Annotated in this window: 16 protein-coding genes; 7 read left to right on the forward strand and 9 right to left on the reverse strand. The window is 48.3% G+C overall.

Annotated elements, in window-relative coordinates; genetic code table 11:
* Positions 1–104: 104 nt before the first annotated feature.
* From L4D19_RS10195 to pheS, 4 genes are all read right to left on the reverse strand, one after another.
* Entirely contained in the window at positions 105–1148 is a 1044-nt protein-coding gene (locus L4D19_RS10195; protein ID WP_428452372.1) for a succinylglutamate desuccinylase, read from the reverse strand.
* Positions 1149–1385: 237 nt separating this feature from the next.
* Positions 1386–1682: an integration host factor subunit alpha gene (ihfA, locus tag L4D19_RS10200; RefSeq protein ID WP_075763434.1), complete on the reverse strand. Its 297-nt coding sequence runs from the start codon at positions 1680–1682 to the stop codon at positions 1386–1388.
* Between the two features lie 471 nt (positions 1683–2153).
* Positions 2154–4559, reverse strand: a complete 2406-nt coding sequence (gene pheT / locus L4D19_RS10205) for a phenylalanine--tRNA ligase subunit beta (RefSeq protein WP_428452373.1) — start codon at positions 4557–4559, stop codon at positions 2154–2156.
* 18 nt (positions 4560–4577) lie between these two features.
* Positions 4578–5561 (reverse strand): phenylalanine--tRNA ligase subunit alpha, encoded by a 984-nt coding sequence (pheS, locus tag L4D19_RS10210; protein WP_160651212.1) that lies wholly within the window; start codon positions 5559–5561, stop codon positions 4578–4580.
* A 298-nt stretch (positions 5562–5859) separates the two neighbouring features.
* On the opposite strand from pheS, the gene L4D19_RS10215 reads away from it, so the two are divergent.
* Complete coding sequence (locus tag L4D19_RS10215) at positions 5860–7368, forward strand: acyltransferase family protein (RefSeq protein ID WP_428452374.1); 1509 nt, start codon at positions 5860–5862, stop codon at positions 7366–7368.
* A gap of 118 nt (positions 7369–7486) precedes the next feature.
* Here the strand turns inward: L4D19_RS10215 and L4D19_RS10220 are convergent, their stop codons facing one another.
* The 5 genes from L4D19_RS10220 to thrS form a co-directional block, all read right to left on the reverse strand.
* A complete protein-coding gene (locus L4D19_RS10220) occupies positions 7487–8770 on the reverse strand; it encodes a trypsin-like serine protease (RefSeq protein ID WP_428452641.1) in 1284 nt (427 codons plus the stop codon).
* 374 nt (positions 8771–9144) lie between these two features.
* Positions 9145–9498 carry a 50S ribosomal protein L20 gene (rplT, locus tag L4D19_RS10225; protein WP_007469869.1) on the reverse strand — a complete coding sequence of 118 codons (354 nt, stop codon included), beginning with the start codon at positions 9496–9498 and terminating at the stop codon, positions 9145–9147.
* Between the two features lie 41 nt (positions 9499–9539).
* The gene (rpmI, locus tag L4D19_RS10230; protein ID WP_007469870.1) at positions 9540–9734 is read right to left on the reverse strand and encodes a 50S ribosomal protein L35; all 195 of its coding nucleotides are present in this window, start codon (positions 9732–9734) and stop codon (positions 9540–9542) included.
* A gap of 97 nt (positions 9735–9831) precedes the next feature.
* The gene (infC, locus tag L4D19_RS10235) at positions 9832–10383 is read right to left on the reverse strand and encodes a translation initiation factor IF-3 (RefSeq protein WP_075763429.1); all 552 of its coding nucleotides are present in this window, start codon (positions 10381–10383) and stop codon (positions 9832–9834) included.
* A gap of 3 nt (positions 10384–10386) precedes the next feature.
* Entirely contained in the window at positions 10387–12318 is a 1932-nt protein-coding gene (gene thrS / locus L4D19_RS10240) for a threonine--tRNA ligase (protein ID WP_075763428.1), read from the reverse strand.
* 365 nt (positions 12319–12683) lie between these two features.
* On the opposite strand from thrS, the gene ompV reads away from it, so the two are divergent.
* The 6 genes from ompV (at position 12684) to hutH (ending at position 20475) form a co-directional block, all read left to right on the forward strand.
* Positions 12684–13457, forward strand: coding sequence for an outer membrane protein OmpV (gene ompV, locus L4D19_RS10245; protein ID WP_428452375.1), 774 nt, complete (start codon positions 12684–12686; stop codon positions 13455–13457).
* A gap of 459 nt (positions 13458–13916) precedes the next feature.
* Entirely contained in the window at positions 13917–14621 is a 705-nt protein-coding gene (gene hutC, locus L4D19_RS10250; RefSeq protein ID WP_239411825.1) for a histidine utilization transcriptional repressor HutC, read from the forward strand.
* A 305-nt stretch (positions 14622–14926) separates the two neighbouring features.
* The gene (gene hutI / locus L4D19_RS10255; protein WP_428452376.1) at positions 14927–16159 is read left to right on the forward strand and encodes an imidazolonepropionase; all 1233 of its coding nucleotides are present in this window, start codon (positions 14927–14929) and stop codon (positions 16157–16159) included.
* Positions 16149–17177: a formimidoylglutamase gene (gene hutG / locus L4D19_RS10260; protein ID WP_428452377.1), complete on the forward strand. Its 1029-nt coding sequence runs from the start codon at positions 16149–16151 to the stop codon at positions 17175–17177. The genes hutI and hutG overlap by 11 nt, the downstream gene beginning before the upstream one ends.
* A gap of 27 nt (positions 17178–17204) precedes the next feature.
* Positions 17205–18917: a urocanate hydratase gene (gene hutU / locus L4D19_RS10265; RefSeq protein WP_428452378.1), complete on the forward strand. Its 1713-nt coding sequence runs from the start codon at positions 17205–17207 to the stop codon at positions 18915–18917.
* A 25-nt stretch (positions 18918–18942) separates the two neighbouring features.
* Positions 18943–20475, forward strand: a complete 1533-nt coding sequence (gene hutH, locus L4D19_RS10270) for a histidine ammonia-lyase (RefSeq protein WP_428452379.1) — start codon at positions 18943–18945, stop codon at positions 20473–20475.
* Positions 20476–20586: the final 111 nt, after the last annotated feature.

Genomic DNA, 20586 nt, shown 5'->3' on the forward strand with positions numbered 1-20586 from the left:
GGTAAAAAAGAAGCGTTAACCATACCTTTTCACCGTGGGAATGAAAAGAAGGCCATTTAAGAATACTCTGGAAATCACCTTCATTTTCAGTAGATAAGCGAGTATTACTTTACAGACACCTGTTCACCGAAGTTCACATCAGTTTTCTTGACCAACAAGCACGCACGCTGTCCAAGCGCAACGTTCGGATTGGGGAATACCACGGACTCCCCGCCTTCCAGAGAGAAGTACTCTACACCCTCGTCGCCTCCCAGCAGTTTGCCCTGCTCAAAATAGGTAAAGTTGGCCTGGTTTGCCGGAAAGGTAAAATAAAAAGTATCCGTTTGTTTCACCAGGGTACGGGTCACCTTGTAGACACTGAGCTTATCGCCTTCCCACAACATAGGTAATTCGGGTTCGATCACCAAGGCGAGCATGGCAGCGTTGAAAGCCGCGAGACGTTCGAGGTCATTTTCACCAAACTGCGCAACTTTACCCAGCTCCATCGTCAATGCCTGCGCACCGAAATACTCGGCACTGTGCCAGCTGAACGTCGGTGAGGGCGAGTTGGACAATAACGCCGCTTCTATTTCGGCATGCTGCAAAAAAGAAAACAGCCGGTTACTCCGGGTCGGCTTGTCACTGTGGGGGCTAACGGCAAACGTATAGTGCTCAGAATCCCGAATGGCACAGTGAAGATCCAAATGCCAGCGATCTGAGGTGTTTGCTGTTGAGCCCGCATAAAAGAGGCTTACAGCCTGTTGCAGTTGGTTGGCAGTGATACTGTCGATATTGCGTTCTTCGTTGTAACCTTTGAACAAGCGATTCATATTTTCATCGATGAAACGGGTATGTGCATTAATCGCTTCTGGATGAGCAATGATCAGCAGCAGACGGTGAGCTGGTATAATGTCCCCTTTCAACACCCCTTCTGCCAATTGCTGAACAAGTTCTATCGGGCTGGTCTCGTCCCCATGAACCCCTGACGACAGGACGATATCTTTCTCGTTACCGTTTAAGTCAGCCGGCGTCACCTGAAGTACACCACGCATCAGCAACTGGCAATGGGCTCCTGATGATACCGTCCATTCACCACCTTCAAACGCTAACGACAAATCAAGGGTAGCCTGAAGAAACTTCCCATCTTTGACCTGCTGCAGAAATGCCATTTACAACCTCCATGTCTATACGGTTAACTGGTGAGTTCATTGTCATTAGCGGCTATTTGTTACCAGCCGCAGTGAAACCCACCACAAACCAATATACAAGCTAGTTACATCTTTGTAACCAGCTTGTTTCAGCAGAAGATCGCAAAAAAGAGAATAAAGTTATATATACCCCAAAAAAGAAAACCCAAGTGAGTCTACACATCTCACTTGGGTTCTTTGTTACCTTGCTTAAAGCTACTATTTTTCGATTTCGATACTTTCTACGCGAGCTTTAAGTTTTTGACCTGGGCGGAAAGTAACAACACGGCGGGCTGAAATAGGAATATCTTCACCCGTTTTAGGATTTCTTCCTGGTCGCTCATTCTTGTCACGAAGGTCGAAATTACCAAAACCTGATAGTTTCACCTGCTCGCCACTTTCAAGAGCTTTTCTGATTTCTTCAAAGAAGACTTCCACCGTATCCTTGGCGTCCCGTTTGCTTAATCCAACATTCTCAAACAGGTTCTCAGCCAAATCGGCTTTTGTGAGCGCCATAGATCATTCCCTCAAGACTATGTTGAATGGAGTACAGATATACCCCGTATATCTGCTGCGAATTAGTTTCGTAAGAACTGAGCAATTTATCAACGAATCACTATGCACCATATGTCGCATAATAACTGCTCACCCTTAACTAGAGACAAGTTTAAGCCAACTTGCTGATTTCCGCCAACTTTTTTAATTAAAGTTATCATCAAATAATTGATTTTTAATAGCAAGAAAAGGCTAATTCCATGCACCCGGTTGTGCTTAGAGATCATATAACCCCAAAATTAGTCCTGTTAAATCAGGGGCATACCGAATAACTCTCTAAAATAAGACCAAGAATCAGTAAATAGCGCTATCTATCAGAATGTTAGATATTTTTGAATACAGATCAAAAAAAAGCAGCCTTTTACGGCTGCTTTCATAAAACAATGACTTAAATAACAAAAAATTGCCGATCTAAGACAGATTGTTAATCAGTTAGTCACGCAGGTTTGCACCGAAGCGCTCAGCCAATACTGCAACGATACCGTCTACGGCACCGGCAATGTCAGCTTCTTCCAGCGTACGCTCAACCGACTGCAGTGAAAGGGCAATTGCAAGGCTCTTCTTGCCTTCCTCTACGCCCTTACCTACATAAACGTCAAACAGTTTTGCGTCAGTCAGGAACTCACCACCAGCTTCCAGACAAGCGTTAACGATGTCGCCAGAAGCCACTGCTTCATCAACAACAACCGCGATGTCACGACGGTTTGACGGGAACTTAGACAGTGCAACCGCTTCTGGAATCACTTTAGTGTCAATCGCAGACCATTCGATTTCGAATACGATCGTGCGGCCGTTCAAACCAAACTTACGCTCAAGCTCTGGGTGAACCGTGCCAATCACACCCACTTCTTTGCCGTCTACAACAATTGCTGCTGACTGGCCAGGATGAAGTGCAGGATGCTGCTCTTTGTTTTCAGAAGAAAGGGCTGCGAAGCTGTAAGCTTTCTCGTTAGCAGATAGCTCAAGAACAGCTTCCAGATCGCCTTTCAGGTCAAAGAAATCAACAGTGTTAGTTTCGATGTCCCAGTGCTCTTCGCTACGCGTACCGGCGATAACACCAGCCAGCATAGGCTCTTGGCGCATACCGTTTTCAGCAGATTCACACGGGATGAAGCGCAGGCCGTATTCGAATAGGCGAACACGTGGTTGCTGACGCTTCTGGTTATGAACAACAGTGTTAAGCAGGCCTTGGATTAGACCAAGACGCATTGCAGACATATCCGCAGAAATCGGGAAAGGCAGGACTAGCGGCTCAACACCAGGAACGATCAGCTTCTGCTGCTCTGGCTCAACAAAGCTATAAGTGATCGCTTCTTGGTAACCACGGTCCACAAGCAGGTTACGAACACGCTTAAGAGGAAGCTTAGCTTCAACGTGGTCGTGCATCTTAAGTGCTGCAGCAGGGTTCTGGTTTGGAATGTTGTCGTAACCGTAGATACGGCCAACTTCTTCGATCAGGTCTTGTTCGATAGCAATATCGAAACGCCATGTCGGTGCCGTTGCAGTCCAGCCAGCATCAGTCGCTTCAACCGTCAGACCAAGACGCTCAAGGATCTCAACCACATCAGCATCAGCAATGTGGTGGCCTAGCAGGTTGTCCAGCTTAGTACGACGTAGTGATACTGTGTTTGGCTTAGGAAGATCAGCCTCAGACTCAACAGCCACAACCGGTGCAACTTCGCCGCCGCAGATTTCAACGATCAACTGAGTAGCACGCTCCATTGCGCTGTACTGCAGTGCGTAATCCACACCACGCTCAAAACGCATAGAAGAGTCAGTATGCAGACCATAGCTACGCGCACGTCCACGAATATGGTCAGGCGCGAAGAATGCACACTCCAGCATGATATCTGTTGTACCAGACATCACACCAGACAGTTCACCACCGAAGATACCGGCGATAGCCAGTGCTTTGTCGTGATCGGCAACAACCAGCGTATCGGCATTTAGCTCATTTTCTGAGCCGTCAAGCAGCGTCAGCTTCTCGCCCTGCTCTGCCATACGAACCACAATGCCACCATTGATCTTGGAAAGATCAAAAGCATGCATTGGCTGGCCCTGCTCAAGCAGTACATAGTTTGTAATATCGACAACCGGGTCAATTGAGCGGATACCACAACGGCGCAGTTTTTCCTGCATCCAAAGTGGTGTTTCAGCTTTTACGTTGACGTTGCGAACTACTCGACCAAGGTAACGTGGACACGCTGCGCCCTCTTTAACCTCAATCGATACGGTGTCATCAATAGACGGAGCAACAACGTCAAACTGAGGCTCAGCCACGTCAGCACGGTTAAGTACACCAACTTCACGTGCAAGACCACGGATGCTGAAACAGTCAGCGCGGTTTGCAGTCAGATCAACATCAACGGTAACATCGTTAAGGCCTAGGAATTCACGGAAATCAGTACCGATAACAGCATCTTCAGCAAGCTCCATGATACCGTCTGACTCAACGTCAATGCCCAGCTCGGTGAAAGAACACAACATACCGTGAGAAGGCTGGCCGCGTAGCTTCGCTTTCTTGATTTTGAAATCACCCGGCAACACAGCGCCCACTGTTGCAACAGCAACCTTCAGGCCCTGACGACAGTTCGGCGCACCACAAACGATGTCCAGAAGCTCTTCTGCACCAACATCAACTTTGGTTACACGTAGTTTGTCGGCATCCGGGTGCTGGCCGCACTCGACAACCTGACCCACTTTAACGCCGGTAAATGTGCCAGCCACAGGCAGAACGTCATCTACCTCCAGGCCAGCCATAGTAATTTGATGAGTTAGCTCGTCAGTAGTAACCGCAGGGTTAACCCACTCACGAAGCCATGATTCGCTGAATTTCATAGTGTTTGAACCTCTGGATTACTTGAATTGTTTTAGGAAACGCAGGTCGTTCTCGAAGAACGCACGCAGATCGTTTACGCCATAACGAAGCATGGTCAGGCGCTCTACACCCATACCAAATGCGAAACCAGAGTATTTCTCAGGGTCAATGCCTACGCTGCGCAGTACGTTCGGGTGAACCATACCGCAGCCCAGAACCTCAAGCCATTTACCGTTCTTGCCTTTAACGTCTACTTCTGCAGAAGGCTCAGTGAACGGGAAATATGACGGACGGAAACGCACTTCCACTTCTTCTTCGAAGAAGTTACACAGGAAGTCATGCAGAATGCCTTTCAGCTGAGCGAAGTTTACGTTCTCGTCAACCAGCATACCTTCCACCTGGTGGAACATTGGGGTATGAGTCTGGTCATAGTCGTTACGGTAAACACGGCCTGGTGCGATAAAACGGAATGGCGGCTTACCGTTTTCCATTGTACGGATCTGAACACCCGATGTATGGGTACGCAACATAAGATCAGGGTTAAAGAAGAAAGTATCATGATCCGTACGCGCCGGGTGATCTTCTGCGATATTCAGGGCATCAAAGTTATGGAATGCATCTTCAATCTCAGGGCCTGCCTCAACGTTGAAGCCAAGTTCACCAAAGAACTGCTCAATACGTTCAACAGTACGAGTAACAGGGTGCAGACCACCATTCTCGATACGGCGACCAGGCAGAGTCACATCGATAGTTTCTGCAGCCAGTTTTGCTTCCAGCTCAGCACGCTGTAGTGCTTCTTTACGAGCAGAAATCGCCTGCTGAACAGCCTGCTTAGCTTTGTTGATGTTCTGACCAGCTTCGCGGCGTTCTTCCGGTGGAAGTTTACCCAAGCTCTGTAGTTGAAGGGTTAGTTCGCCCTTCTTGCCCAGATACTGGACACGGACTTCGTCCAGAGCGACTAGTGATTCAGCCTGCTCAATAGCTGCCGTTGCGTTGGCAATAATCTCGTCTAGATGTTGCATCGTTTCCTCATCCACCCACAGGTGGCGTCCTTAAGGGAGATATAAATTCGCGTAACGATACATACTAAAGAAACATGCGTCTAAATCCAAATTGAATCGCAATAAAAAGAGGGAATTGAACAAAATTAATGCCGCTTTGGTTCTTAGTGGTATAACACTTTCATAAATAAGTAATCAATCGCGTGGTGCCATGAAAAAAGGTGTAACTCTACGATAGTACTTGAATATAGTTATCAAGATACGAATGATGCCCCAGTATGAACACATTTGCTTATTCAGTTGTAGAGTGAAAGCTTAAATGAAAAGAGTGCACGCATTTGATAGCCTGAAGTTACTGGCTATGTTGGCAATATTCGTTATTCATTATCCGATATTTTATGCCTATGGTGGCGAAGAAGAAAATGCCATTCATATCAGTCTTAATATAGTTGCCCGCTTCGCCGTACCATTTTTCTTTGCTGTCGCAGGTTACTTGTATTATTTCCAAAGCATGGCTGATACCAACCGCTACACCTGGCGGTATCTGGCAAAACTCATCAGGATGTATATTAGCTGGACCCTGATTTATGTCCTAATTACCGGAATCATATACAGGTTCTGGCATCCGGCCGAATTTACCCAGGCATTATTCTTTGAGGCGTTCTACCACGGCACTTTAGGCTCGCAAATTATGTGGTTTATACCGGCCTTGACGTTCGCGGTATTCATTCAGTTCATTGCCAACAAATGCAAAGCCGGCACCATATTGTTTGCGGTTGCCTTTGCCCTCCACCTTGTTGGCCTCAGCGGGCAGTCCTACCAACCTCTATTGCCATTTGAGCTCTTCAACCCGGAAACAAACACCTTCTTTGTTAACTCCCGAGATCCCCTCTTCTTCGGCCTGTTCTATGTCACCTTTGGCTATCAGCTGGCCAAAGTAAATGCCGTTAGTCTCTTTAAAAAAATGCCATGGCCGGTGTACCTGGTTGGCGTTATGATTTTTTCCGGGCTATCAGTCGCAGAAGGCTTGTGGTTAGTCAAAGGCCATGGCGGTATCCTTGCCGACTATTATTTAATGACAATACCTGTGACGCTATCATTTGTTGCCCTGGCACTGACGCTGCCAAGAACAGACAAACCTTCGCTATTTGCAAAGGGCGGTGAACATAGTGGCGAGATTTACTTAAATCACGGCGTACTCAACATCACGGTAATGTCATTGTTTTTCCACATGGGGGCTTATTCTAACCCTGAGATTAACGCCGCACTGAGTAATAACCTGGCACTGCAAGTGCTGCTTGTACCTGCCGCTTTTACCGTCAACCTGATATTGTACTTTTCAATCAGGAAGCTATTCCAACGCTGTTTTGGCAAGCAGGTACTCGGGGCTTACCGCGAGTCAGCTATGGTACTCAGCGCTTTCTGGCTATTATTTTTCTATGCGCAAGACGGGCAGAACGGCAGTTTATTTGACATCAGTAACCCAATGACGATCGCCAAAGCTATACTTGTCTGCTGCATCAGCTATTATGCTTTTCTTCGCTGGCTTACCCCAGGGAGTAAGCAAATGACAGTGCCTGCCTACAAACATATTGCCGTTGCCATCGTTGTTTCCGGCTACTGGTTAGCACTTTCTATGACAGGGTTGTTAAATATGCTGCTGGGGGTTTATCAAATGGATATAAACCCATATCTTGCTGTACTCTCTAGTCCGTTAGTTACCTTCAGCGTTCTGATTATTATCTCTGTTGGAGTCACCCTCGCGATTCAGAGGTTAGCTTATTCCCCTCGTATTGAATCCCAAAAACAGATGGGCGAAAGTTACTGAAAAACGGCCCTATAACGAGCTAGCCTATATTGCCGAGCACTGACTCTTCATTATGAAAAATCAGTGCTCGGCTTAAAGCTTAGCCTTCGCGAATAAAGTACAGCTACTCGCTTAAGTATTATTTAGCACCGCAGTTTGACAGCCCAACTTCTTGCCAGACACCCCAAGGTCCCGAATCAGACGGGTTATCGCCCTGAGTCCACCACTGCGCTTGCCACACTTTACCGGCCCATATCACCTTGTCCCCCGTATTGTAAACCTTTACTGGGTCCCAGCCGCCATCGCATGTACCAGGGTTTCCACTATCAGTGGCAACCGCACTGATGTTAGCGGTATAAGCTGTCGCAGCCTTATCTGTTGAGAAATTCAGGGCAACCGTCGCCGTTCCTGCCGCAGAGGCGCCGAACTCAACCGCAACCGAGCAAGCCTGACTAGCATTTAATGTTTTGGCGGAACACGTATCGCGACTGATCACAGGGCGCTGGGCAGTTCCCCCGTACCCAAGTTCAACTTTGGTGACTGTAAAGCCTATTGTACCGGTATTGGCCACCTCAAATGTATGAGTTTTAATTTCTCCAACCTTAAATCCGGCCAGTGTCTGCTGCTTGGTATACCCGACAGAAATGTTACCTGACGGACTGGCAATGACGCTATCTACCCAGCTTCGCAAAGCCGCAATATCACTATAGACGCCATATTTGCCCGGTCTTGCACACCCAATCCCCCAACTGACCACTCCCAACTGAGTTATGGTTCCTGAGCGATTAACAACAATAGGACCACCACTGTCACCCTGACAGGAGTCTTTGCCCCCCTGAGGCAACCCGGCACAAAATGAAACTGCACCAACATTGGTATAGCTGCCCCCGGCAGTACGACATGTCGCATCCGACACCAAAGGCACATCCACCTCCATCAGAACGGATGGCGAACTTCCGCCTTCCTGAGTGCGACCAAGCCCGGCAACCGTTAACCAGTCACCCACACCTGCATACTGAGTCAGCGAACCCTGTGCAATCTCAACCGTTTGTGCACCGACGGGTATACGGTCGAGTTTCAATACAGCGATGTCATTGTCCAGATTGCGCGAGTTGAAGTTCGGATGGATATAAATATTAGATACATTAACTCTTTGGCCATCTGTTCCATTATATTTCATCCCTCCTACCTTGACGGCGATCTGATTCGGAGCATCACCATCTACACAGTGGGCCGCCGTAAGCACATAGCCATCTCCCAGGTAACTCGCTCCACAGTAGGAACGGTTACTATATCTACTCACAATTTGCGTATAGAACCCCCAATCTGCCGCATTGGCAGGCTTGCCACCCACAATACGAGGTTCATTTTTCGGCGTAATAGTATTCCCGTTATCAGCCACCGCCGGGATAGAAAACAACATCGCAGCAGCTAGCGATACATGCCCTATTGATTTCAATTTATCGTCCTCTTGATTAATGATTAATTGGTAAATAATTCAGATATTTACACCACATATCAAACCAAGCAGATATTTATAAAATTCCAAATATGGGGGCTGAAAACTCTAAAAAGTCTCGAGAGAAATCCCAGTTACACCAACAGCAATACATTTTTTGCCCTATCAAGGTGACAGGCATCAATACGAGAGTAGAGAGTAGAGAGTAGAGAGTAGAGAGTAGAGAGTAGAGAGTAGAGCTTAAAGGCAACACGAAGAAGAGAGGTGAAGCAATAGGAAAGCCAAAAAAGAAAAAAGGAGAGCCGAAGCTCTCCTTTTCACATCAAACTGGACTGAAATTACAGTGCAGCTTTTGCTTTTTCAACTAGTACTGTGAAAGTAGCTTTGTCGAATACAGCGATGTCAGCAAGGATCTTACGATCGATCTCGATAGATGCTTTCTTAAGACCGTTGATGAAGCGGCTGTAAGACATACCGTTCTGACGAGCAGCAGCGTTGATACGTGCAATCCATAGTTGACGGAAAGTACGTTTCTTGTTGCGACGGTCACGGTAAGCGTACTGACCAGCTTTAGTTACTGCTTGGAAAGCTACGCGGTAAACACGTGAACGTGCACCGTAGTAACCTTTAGCTTGTTTAAGAACTTTCTTGTGACGTGCACGTGCTTGTACACCACGTTTTACGCGAGGCATAGGAGACTCCTAACTAAATTAAAATATAAAACTAAAAACTATTAAGCGAACGGAAGCATACGTGCAACTGCTGCAACTTCACATGCTGGAAGAATCGCATTTGGACGAAGCTGACGCTTGTTCTTAGTAGTACGTTTAGTAAGGATGTGACGCTTAGTCGCGTGCTTAAACTTAAAGCCACCAGCAGTTTTCTTGAAACGCTTAGCAGCACCTTTGTTGGATTTCATCTTAGGCATGATGAGACTCCGCATTGTTGATAGTTAATAACATAGTAATCAGGCGAACAAAAAGCGCTGCGATTAAGCAGCGCTTTGTGCTACTTGAATGCCGTAATTACTTCTTCTTTGGGGCAAGCATCATCGTCATTTGACGACCTTCAACTCGATTAGGGAAGCTCTCTACAACCGCTAGGTCAGCTAGCTCTTCCTTAATACGATTTAGAAGGTCAATACCCAGACTCTGGTGGGCCATTTCACGACCGCGAAAACGCAGTGTGACCTTACCCTTGTTGCCCTCTTCTAAAAAGCGAGTCAGGTTGCGCAGTTTTACCTGATAATCGCCTTCGTCTGTACCAGGACGGAATTTAACTTCCTTAACCTGGATTTGTTTCTGCTTTTTCTTTTGCTCTTTAGCAGCCTTGCTCTTTTCGAACAGGTACTTGCCATAGTCCATCACACGACAGACTGGTGGCTCGGCATTAGGGCTGATTTCAACTAGATCTACTCCAGCTTCATGAGCAATATTCATTGCTTCTTCAATAGAAACAACACCGACTGACTCGCCGTCAAGACCAGTTAAACGTACTTCACGTACGCCGCGAATTTCACCATTCAAACGATGTGCGTTTTGCTTAACTGGTGCTTGTGTTCTTCTTCCGCCTTTAATACCTTATTCCTCCAAAATATTGAGCTTGCGACTGCTAATTTCTTGCTGCAAGAATGCAACAAGATCATCAATCTTAAATTTACCCAAATCTTTACCCTTGCGAGTACGAACTGCAATCTCACCTGCTTCGACTTCTTTGTCGCCGCAAACGAGCATGTAAGGCACTCGCTTCAAAGTATGTTCGCGAATTTTAAAGCCAATCTTCTCATTTCTCAAGTCCGCATTGACTCTAATTCCACTTTTTTGCAGTTTTTCTACTACTTCTTGTACATATTCTGACTGACTGTCAGTAATATTCATCACAACAGCTTGTTGAGGCGCCAACCAAGTCGGGAAGAAGCCTGCGTATTCTTCAATCAGAATACCGATGAAACGCTCTAGTGAACCAAGAATAGCACGGTGAATCATAACCGGAGTGTGACGCTCGTTGTCTTCACCCACGTATGTTGCACCAAGACGCTCAGGCAGAGCAAAGTCTAGCTGAACGGTACCACACTGCCAAGCACGATCTAGGCAGTCATGCAGGGTAAACTCGATCTTAGGACCGTAGAATGCACCTTCGCCTTCTTGAATTTCAAAAGGAATTTCCATTGATTCAAGAGCAAGCGTCAGGTCAGACTCTGCTTTATCCCACATTTCATCAGAACCTACACGCTTTTCAGGGCGTGTAGACAGCTTAACAACAATGTTGTCAAAGCCAAATGTCTGATAAGTATCATAAACCATTTTAATACAAGATGTAACTTCTTCTTGTACCTGAGCTTCTGTACAGAAGACGTGTGCATCATCCTGAGTAAAGCCACGCACACGCATAATGCCGTGCAGTGCACCAGATGGCTCGTTACGGTGACATGAACCAAACTCGGCCATACGCAATGGCAGATCACGGTAAGACTTCAGGCCTTGGTTAAAGATCTGAACATGACCTGGGCAGTTCATCGGCTTGATAGCGTACTCACGGTTCTCTGAAGAGGTTGTGAACATTGCTTCTGCATACTTGTCCCAGTGGCCAGAACGTTCCCAAAGCACGCGGTCCATCATCAGAGGACCCTTAACTTCCTGGTAACCGTACTCAGTTAGCTTCTCGCGAATGAATACTTCCAGATCACGGAAGATTGACCAACCATTGTGGTGCCAGAACACCATACCCGGCGCTTCTTGCTGCATGTGGAAAAGATCAAGCTGCTTACCGATTTTACGGTGGTCACGCTTTGCGGCTTCTTCCAGGCGAGTCAGGTGCGCCTTCAGTGCTTTCTTATCATGGAAAGCAGTACCGTAGATACGCTGAAGCATCTTGTTGTCGCTGTCACCACGCCAGTATGCACCAGCAACGTTCAGCAGGGTAAAGTGCTGACAGAAGCCCATGTGCGGTACGTGCGGACCACGACACATATCGATGTATTCTTCGTGGTGGTACAGGCCAGGACGATCATCACGAGAAACGTTCTCGTCAAGGATTTCCACTTTGTACGGTTCTTCACGTGATTCAAACGTATCACGTGCTTCCTGCCAGCTTACCTTTTTCTTGATAACTTGGTATTTGGTCTTCGCCAGTTCTTTCATACGCTTTTCAATCTTTTCAAGATCTTCTTGCGTAAGTGACTCGTCAAGGTCAATGTCGTAGTAGAAGCCGTTGTCGATGGTTGGACCAATCGCCATTTTCGCTTGCGGGTAAAGCTGCTTCAGCGCGTGGCCAAGAAGGTGGGCACAAGAGTGGCGAACGATCTCCAGACCGTCGACTTCGTCTTTAGCCGTGATAATTTCAAGGCTGGCATCTTCTTCGATAAGGTCACACGCATCGACGCGGTTACCATTAACGCGACCAGCAATGGTCGCCTTCGCAAGACCTGGACCGATCGATTGCGCGACTTCAAAAGTAGAAACTGGGTTGTCAAATTGACGCTGACTGCCGTCAGGAAGAGTAATTACAGGCATGAATATGTCCTTTCACAGTGGTGCCACACACCAAGTAGCACATGTTGAATATATATAAGCTTTGGAAAGCTTAGATGAATGAGTAAAAGCTTCTGAGCCAGTCCCGCAATACTGAGCAGTACAGAGAACAGAAACGAAGGTGGAACTATATCAAACGGTTGTGACTGATTGCAAAGGCCCTGACAAATTTAATTGTTTTATATCCAAGCTGCCTCTCACACGACATTAAAAGCAGTTTTGTACTCGATTGTAATAAGCCGTGACATTTCCGGACAATCCTTGGATAGCCGATACCAAACCCATTTTGTACAGTGTTCACATCTTAATTAATGACAACAATTCAAACTCATAGACGGAATTCAACCATGAAAAAGCTAACACTGTTCATCGCCGCGTCACTTCTATCCTCCCAGGCATTTGCAGGAGACACCTATATCCGCAATGGTAATATTTACACCAACGAAGGAGCAGGCTTTGTAGAGGCAGGCGTTGTTACCGACAGCGAACTATACAAAGGCCAGGATAAAACAACAGCCGTAGTACTAAACGGTGGTTATCACGGTGAAGATTTCAACATTGATCTCAGCGGTATTAACTACCGCTTTATTGGTACTGACAACGACCTGCTCAATATAAGTGCTTATTTTACAGCAGGTGGTACCGGATATGACGCTGATGATGCTGACGTATTGAAAGGAATGAAGGACCGTAAGATGAGCGGCGATCTTGGCCTTAACGCTGACTTCCATCTTGGGCTGGGAACCGTCTCCACATTCTTACAACACGATGTTACCGGGGCCTATAAAGGATTTATTGGCGGTGCCAAGTACTTCCACGTAATGAACCTCGGTGTTGCCGACTTCGTACCGTTTGCAGGTGTGAGCTACCTTAGCAAAGACTTTGTCGACTATTACTATGGCGTTAAAGCCTCAGAGGCGACCTCATCACGCAAAGCGTACAAAGGTGATAGCGACTTTGCCTTCAATGTCGGATATAAGCTTGTGGTTCCTGTAACAGACAGTATCGACATTACTCAAAGCACAGCCTATACCCGTCTGGGCTCTAAGATCTCAGACTCACCGATTGTAGACAGCGCGAACCAATGGGTAGTCGGTGCAACCGTCGCCTACCACTTCTAACTATTGCTTTCTTAGCACTATACCCAAGCAACCTCAAGATGCTCGTTTCAGCGAGAATTACTTGGCTTGTAGGCTAGGCACCGATTAGAAAATCTAGTGGCTCTAAATTAATAATCGGTAACAACGCATAGAAGCCAAGTAAAATCGCCCTTTGGGAGTGAGCCAGCGAACCCATTTCTGTGTCAAATAACGTTGAAAGGGAATACCATTCCTACCGTCATTTTCCTTGAACTGAGCTCGCTGGTCTCACTCTGAATCCTGCATCTTGAGGTGGCTTGGGTATATATAGGGAGTTGCACCTGCCCTTGGGCGCAGCTCCCCTATTAACTTACCTTTACTATCACAACAGCAAGCTCCTCCCCCACTTCTAGTAGATTATTTCTGCTCCTGATCAGAACAAACTTGAAATACAGCGGAAAAATTGCTTTCATTTGTATAGGCAATTATGGAATGACAGCAATGGCTCAGTCACCGCGATACCTTCAAATAAAAAAATACCTCAACGACAAGATTCAATCTCGCAGTTGGCCACCTGGTTACAAGATCCCAACAGAAATTGAGCTCTCGGAGCAGTTCTCCGTCAGTCGTATGACCGCAAACAAAGCGATTCGCGACTTGGTTAAAGACGGTTTTCTGGAGCGAACCCCTCGGCTCGGCACGTTTGTCTGCCAGAAAAAAGCCGAGTCGCCACTGATGGAAATTCGCAATATAGCTGCAGAAGTAAAGAATCGTGGCCATGATTATGCCAACAAGGTGATTAACCAAACGACAGTAGAAGCCAATGATGACATTGCTCTGTGGCTCGGTGTTCGTCACGGAACCAGTGTCTACTTCACTCAGATAGTCCACTATGAAAATGACACCCCAATTCAGCTCGAAGAACGCTGGGTAAACCCCGACTTTGCCCCCGATTACATAGAGCAAGATTTTACGCAGCAGACCCCTAACGAATACCTAGTGCAAACCTGTCCGCTGAGCGACATTGAGCATACTGTCGAAGCCATTTTGCCGGCCAAGCGCGTATCGGATCTGTTGATGATGGCTTCGGGTGCGCCGTGCCTGCTGCTAAACCGCCGAACCTGGAGTGATAAGAACCTGATCAGCACCGCGCTTCTCTATCATCCGGGAGACAAGTATAAACTCAGCTCGAGAAGTCAGGTTTAACACTGACAGCCTCGCGCAATGTCAAGCTAGGCACTTAATAGTTTATTATCAAGTACCTAGCTGATTTCCTACGCTAGTAGGACAACGAAAACAAAGAACTCTCAGCTTACTCCTCCTCTTCACCACTGCTATACAATACCTCATCAAAGAGAAGTACGTCTTTCCCGATCAATCACCAGTTTTTTACTCACTGTCAGCCAATAATTACAATTCCGATCACATTTTCTTTACATACCATCTTGAGTTTATCTCAATAATTGTCTATTTATTTGTATATACATAATCAACCTTGAAGATAAACGTCCATGGATCGAGTACTGACGAATCTAAAAATGGTCACCATGCAGCCAGAAGCTGGTTACCAAATCATAGAGAACGGCATGATTGGCATCCGAGAAGGCAAAATCATGTTTGCCGGTCATGCTGACCATGAAGATTTGCATGGCCACCCTGATGTTATCGACTGTCATGGCGCACTCATCACTCCGGGATTGATCGATTGTCATACTCACCTGATTTTCGCCGGCAACCGGGCCAACGAATTCGAGCAGCGACTGAACGGTGTTCCTTACGAAGCAATAGCCAAAGCCGGCGGCGGTATTCTGTCTACAGTAAAGGCAACCCGCGACGCATCGGAAGACGAACTGTATGACCTAGCAGTGCAGCGTCTCAATGGCCTGAAGCAAGACGGCGTTACGACCGTCGAAATCAAATCCGGATACGGCCTGACATTAGACGATGAACTGAAAATGTTGCGTGTTGCGCGCCGTATCGGCGAAATGACGGATATCAAAGTCACCACGACGCTTCTTGCGGCCCATGCACTGCCACCGGAATACAACGGCAGAAGTGACGATTACATCGACTTTGTCTGTCAGGAAATCATCCCGGCAGCAGCCAAAGAAAAACTCGCTGATGCCGTCGATGTCTTCTGTGAAGGAATTGGCTTTAGCACCGAACAAAGCCAGCGTGTGTTCACTGCTGCTAAAGCACACGGCCTGAACATAAAAGGACATACTGAGCAGCTTTCCAACCTGGGTGGCAGTGCGCTGGCAGCAGGCATGGGCGCAACTTCCGTTGACCATATTGAATATCTCGACGAAGACGGGGTGACAGCACTAGCAGCCAACAATACGGTTGCCACCCTGTTGCCAGGCGCCTTTTACTTCTTGCGCGAGACGCAATATCCACCTATCGAACAATTGCGCCAGAAAAATGTGCCTATGGCTATCGCCACCGACTTTAACCCCGGCACCTCCCCGATAGCATCACTTCGCACAATGATGAATATGGGCTGCACCCTCTTTCGGCTGACCCCGGAGGAGTGTCTACGTGGCGTCACCTGCAATGCAGCTCAGGCTTTGGGGCTGCAGGAGACCCGTGGGCAAATCGCTGTTGGTATGGACGCCGATCTTGCCATCTGGAATATCGAAACACCGGCAGAGCTGTCATACCGCCTTGGTGTGCCGGATCTTGTCGCTCGTGTGATAGACGGCCACCTCTTTCCATCAAATGGAGAAAAGCAAAATGCCAATTGATATGAGTCCGTGGCAGGGTCGTACAGATCCTGAAGATGGCGAACTGGGCCTGCGCTGGCACCAGAAATTACAGCCGGCAGATCAGGCAAACGAAGAAGGGATCATGATACTAGGTTTTGCCTGCGATGAAGGTGTCTCCCGCAACAAAGGCCGCACAGGGGCTTACGGAGCGCCGGTGGCAATTCGAAAAGCGCTGGCAAACCTGGCCTGGCATCATACCGGACCTGTCTATGACGGCGGCGATATTAACTGTAACGATGGCAACCTAGAACTGGCGCAGCACCGTTTGGGCGAAGATGTCAGCAGAGCACTGCGACAGCGCCATAAAGTTATCGTGTTTGGTGGCGGTCATGAAGTCGCATGGGGAACTTTCCAAGGTATAGGTAGCTACCTAGTTCAGAAACAATACGTCGCGAATCCGGAAGACGAGCCGGCTATAGAAGAACAAACGGTGAAGCCTGCGCCAACAGTGGGGATCATCAACTTCGACGCCCACTTTGATCTCAGGAACCCGCCAGCCGGACAACAGTCTGAAATGGGTAGCTCAGGCACCCCGTTTCATCAGGCAGCCCGTTTTTGTCAGCTCCAAAACTGGCCGTTTAAATACGCCTGCCTTGGCCTGAGCCGTGCAGGCAATACTCAGGCGCTTTATGCCAAAGCCGATCGCCTCGGTGTGCTCTATAAAGATGACACCGAGCTGACGCATCAGCATATCGAGCAAACAGTCGCTGAGCTTAAGAAATTTATCGATCAATGTGACTACCTCTACCTCACCATTGATCTAGATGTATTCCCCGCTGCTGTCGCACCTGGTGTTAGCGCACCTGCCGCGCGCGGTGTTCCCTTTGATATCGTCGAGTTACTGCTTGAGCCGATCCTTGCAGCCAAAAATCAGGATGGTGAATCCAAAATCCTGGTTGCTGATCTTGCCGAGTATAACCCTCGTTTCGATATCGATAACCAAACAGCACGGTTAGCCGCAAGGTTAGCCTGGACAATCGCCCGTGCCATTCGCTAACTGAATCGGTACTGCAAGGAGAGCCAAATGACGCAATCTACGTCTCAACAACAATCAAACCCACGTTTAGATGAAACCAGAACAATTAAAGCCCCTACAGGGACACAACTAAACGCCAAGTCATGGTTAACAGAAGCCCCGCTAAGGATGCTGATGAATAACCTGCATCCGGATGTTGCCGAGCACCCTCACGCGCTAGTCGTATATGGTGGCATCGGTCGTGCGGCCCGTAACTGGGAATGCTATGACAAGATTGTTGAAGTATTGCAGCGTCTGGAAGATGACGAGACCTTACTGGTTCAGTCCGGTAAGCCTGTTGGGGTATTCAAAACCCATAGCAATGCGCCGCGTGTATTGATCGCCAACTCAAACTTGGTGCCACACTGGGCGAACTGGGAGCACTTTAACGAGCTCGATAAAGAAGGCCTGATGATGTACGGCCAGATGACAGCGGGAAGCTGGATCTATATCGGCTCTCAAGGCATTGTTCAGGGCACGTACGAAACATTCGTTGCCATGGCGCGACAGCACTTCAACGGTGATGCCAAAGGCCGTTGGATCTTAACCGGTGGTCTTGGCGGTATGGGTGGTGCTCAGCCGCTGGCAGCGACAATGGCTGGATTCTCTATGCTGGCTGTCGAATGCGATGAATCACGTATCGACTATCGTCTACGCACCGGCTATGTCGATTGCAAGGCAACCAGCCTGGATGAAGCACTGGCAATTATTGAAGAGTCGAAACAAACCGGCAAACCGGTTTCCGTTGGCCTGCTGGCAAACGCGGCAGATGTCTATCCGGAGCTAGTTGAGCGCGGTATTGTTCCTGATGCCACCACTGACCAGACCTCGGCGCATGACCCTCTGAACGGCTACCTGCCGAAAGGCTGGAGCATGGAATACGCTGTCGAAATGCGAACCAAAGACGAAGCCGCAGTTGTCAAAGCCGCCAAGCAGTCAATGGCAATCCAGGTACAGGCGATGCTGGATCTGCAGAAGGCCGGATCAGCAACAGTCGATTACGGAAATAACATCCGCCAGATGGCATTTGAGGAAGGGGTTGAGAATGCCTTTGATTTCCCGGGCTTCGTACCTGCATATATCCGTCCGCTGTTCTGCGAAGGTGTCGGACCATTCCGCTGGGCTGCCCTGTCTGGCGATCCGGAAGATATTTACAAAACCGATCAGAAAGTGAAAGAGCTTATCCCGGATAATCCTCACCTGCACAACTGGCTCGACATGGCCCGTGAGCGTATTCAGTTCCAGGGACTACCGGCTCGTATCTGCTGGGTTGGCCTGAAAGACCGTGCTCGTCTGGGTAAAGCGTTTAACGAAATGGTTAAGAACGGCGAGCTGAAAGCGCCAATTGTTATTGGACGCGACCACTTGGATTCTGGTTCGGTTGCCAGCCCTAACCGCGAAACCGAAGGCATGATGGATGGTTCCGATGCCGTATCGGACTGGCCGCTACTGAATGCCCTGCTGAATACCGCTTCTGGCGCTACTTGGGTATCGCTGCACCACGGCGGTGGTGTCGGTATGGGCTTCTCGCAGCACTCCGGCATGGTTATCGTCTGTGACGGCAGTGACGATGCAGCCGAACGCGTTGGTCGTGTGCTCCGCAATGACCCGGCTACCGGGGTAATGCGTCATGCTGATGCAGGCTATGACATCGCCATTAACTGTGCAAAAGAGCAAGGACTTGACTTGCCAATGATCACCACCCCGTCAGTATCAAAGTAATCAACGGTAGCAAGAAGGAAGTTGTATGTACCATTTAGAAATCAAGCCGGGAACGCTATCACTGAAGCAACTCCGCGAGATCAGCCGTCAACCTGTCGAGCTGTCTCTGCATGAGTCAGCACTGGAAGGTATGCAGGCAAGTACTCAGGCCGTTGAGCAAATCATCGCCGAAGATCGTGTGGTCTACGGTATCAACACGGGATTCGGGCTACTCGCCAACACCCGTATTGCCGTCGAAGATCTCGAGACTCTTCAGCGCAGCATCGTTCTCTCACATGCTGCCGGCATCGGCGAATTCATGGATGACGCAACAGTTCGTCTGATGATGACTCTGAAAATCAATAGCCTTTCTCGTGGCTATTCAGGTATTCGTCCTCTGGTGGTCAATGCGCTGATGAAGTTGGTGAACTCTGAAGTTTATCCGTGTATTCCGAAAAAAGGATCAGTGGGTGCGTCAGGTGATTTGGCTCCCCTCGCCCATATGAGCACAGTACTGCTTGGCGAAGGTCAGGCACGCTTCGAGGGCAAGGTGATCTCTGGTGAAGAAGCACTGAAAATCGCCGGTCTCGAGCCTATTACACTGGCACCGAAAGAAGGCTTAGCCTTGCTTAACGGTACCCAGGCTTCTACGGCCTTTGCCCTTGAGGGACTGTTTGCTGCAGAAGATCTTTATGCATCGGGCACAGTTTGTGGTGCGATGTCTGTGGATGCAGCTCTTGGTAGCCGTCGTCCATTTGATCCACGCATTCACCGTGTGCGTGGTCATCGCGGACAGATTGATGCCGCAACGGCTTATCGACATATGTTGAGCAAAGATAGCGAGATTGGCCTGTCGCATCAGCAGTGCGAAAAAGTACAAGACCCATATTCTCTTCGCTGCCAACCTCAGGTAATGGGGGCCTGCCTACAGCAGATCCGCCACGCTGCCGACATTCTGGAAGTTGAAGCCAATGCGGTCTCGGATAACCCGCTGGTATTTGCCGACGATGACGACATCATTTCAGGCGGGAACTTCCATGCCGAGCCTGTCGCCATGGCCGCTGACAATCTGGCATTGGCGATTGCTGAAATTGGTAGCCTGTCCGAGCGTAGGATGGCCCTGCTAATCGACAGCGCCCTGAGTAAACTGCCTCCTTTCTTAGTCGACAACGGCGGCGTGAACTCCGGTTTTATGATTGCTCAGGTAACCTCGGCAGCTCTCGCTAGCGAAAACAAAACACTAGCCCACCCCGCTTCTGTTGATAGCCTGCCAACGTCAGCCAATCAGGAAGACCACGTCTCGATGGCGACCTTTGCGGGTCGACGTCTGGCCGATATGGCAGAAAATACCCGTGGCATCCTGGCCGTAGAACTTCTAGCTGCTGCGCAAGGACTGGATTTCAGAACCCCTAACAAGAGTTCTGAGCGTATCGAGCAGGCTAAGGCTCAGCTTCGTGAGCGTGTTAGCTTCTATGATAAAGACAGGTACTTCGCACCGGACATTGAAAAAGCGAACCAACTGCTTAAAGAGGCAACCTACAACTCACTGATGCCAGAGCTGTTACTACCAAGCTTGTAATCCCCACCTAATCAAATGCCGGAAAATACCTTTTTCCGGCTTTTTCATTATTTTGTCATCGTTTTTAATCAACTTTTTGAGGCCGAGTTGACTATTATTTAATAGTCGTCA

It is taken from the genome of Photobacterium kasasachensis (genome assembly GCF_050336885.1).
GTDB classification, from domain to species: Bacteria; Pseudomonadota; Gammaproteobacteria; order Enterobacterales; family Vibrionaceae; genus Photobacterium; species Photobacterium kasasachensis.

Bases quoted from the DNA above. Each gene is read 5' to 3' on its own strand.
- L4D19_RS10195 (WP_428452372.1), bottom strand. From the start codon at position 1,148: ATGGCATTTCTGCAGCAGGTCAAAGATGGGAAGTTTCTTCAGGCTACC.
- ihfA (WP_075763434.1), bottom strand. From the start codon at position 1,682: ATGGCGCTCACAAAAGCCGATTTGGCTGAGAACCTGTTTGAGAATGTT.
- pheT (WP_428452373.1), bottom strand. From the start codon at position 4,559: ATGAAATTCAGCGAATCATGGCTTCGTGAGTGGGTTAACCCTGCGGTT.
- pheS (WP_160651212.1), bottom strand. From the start codon at position 5,561: ATGCAACATCTAGACGAGATTATTGCCAACGCAACGGCAGCTATTGAG.
- L4D19_RS10215 (WP_428452374.1), top strand. From the start codon at position 5,860: ATGAAAAGAGTGCACGCATTTGATAGCCTGAAGTTACTGGCTATGTTG.
- L4D19_RS10220 (WP_428452641.1), bottom strand. From the start codon at position 8,770: ATGTTGTTTTCTATCCCGGCGGTGGCTGATAACGGGAATACTATTACG.
- rplT (WP_007469869.1), bottom strand. From the start codon at position 9,498: ATGCCTCGCGTAAAACGTGGTGTACAAGCACGTGCACGTCACAAGAAA.
- rpmI (WP_007469870.1), bottom strand. From the start codon at position 9,734: ATGCCTAAGATGAAATCCAACAAAGGTGCTGCTAAGCGTTTCAAGAAA.
- thrS (WP_075763428.1), bottom strand. From the start codon at position 12,318: ATGCCTGTAATTACTCTTCCTGACGGCAGTCAGCGTCAATTTGACAAC.
- ompV (WP_428452375.1), top strand. From the start codon at position 12,684: ATGAAAAAGCTAACACTGTTCATCGCCGCGTCACTTCTATCCTCCCAG.
- hutC (WP_239411825.1), top strand. From the start codon at position 13,917: ATGGCTCAGTCACCGCGATACCTTCAAATAAAAAAATACCTCAACGAC.
- hutI (WP_428452376.1), top strand. From the start codon at position 14,927: ATGGATCGAGTACTGACGAATCTAAAAATGGTCACCATGCAGCCAGAA.
- hutG (WP_428452377.1), top strand. From the start codon at position 16,149: ATGCCAATTGATATGAGTCCGTGGCAGGGTCGTACAGATCCTGAAGAT.
- hutU (WP_428452378.1), top strand. From the start codon at position 17,205: ATGACGCAATCTACGTCTCAACAACAATCAAACCCACGTTTAGATGAA.
- hutH (WP_428452379.1), top strand. From the start codon at position 18,943: ATGTACCATTTAGAAATCAAGCCGGGAACGCTATCACTGAAGCAACTC.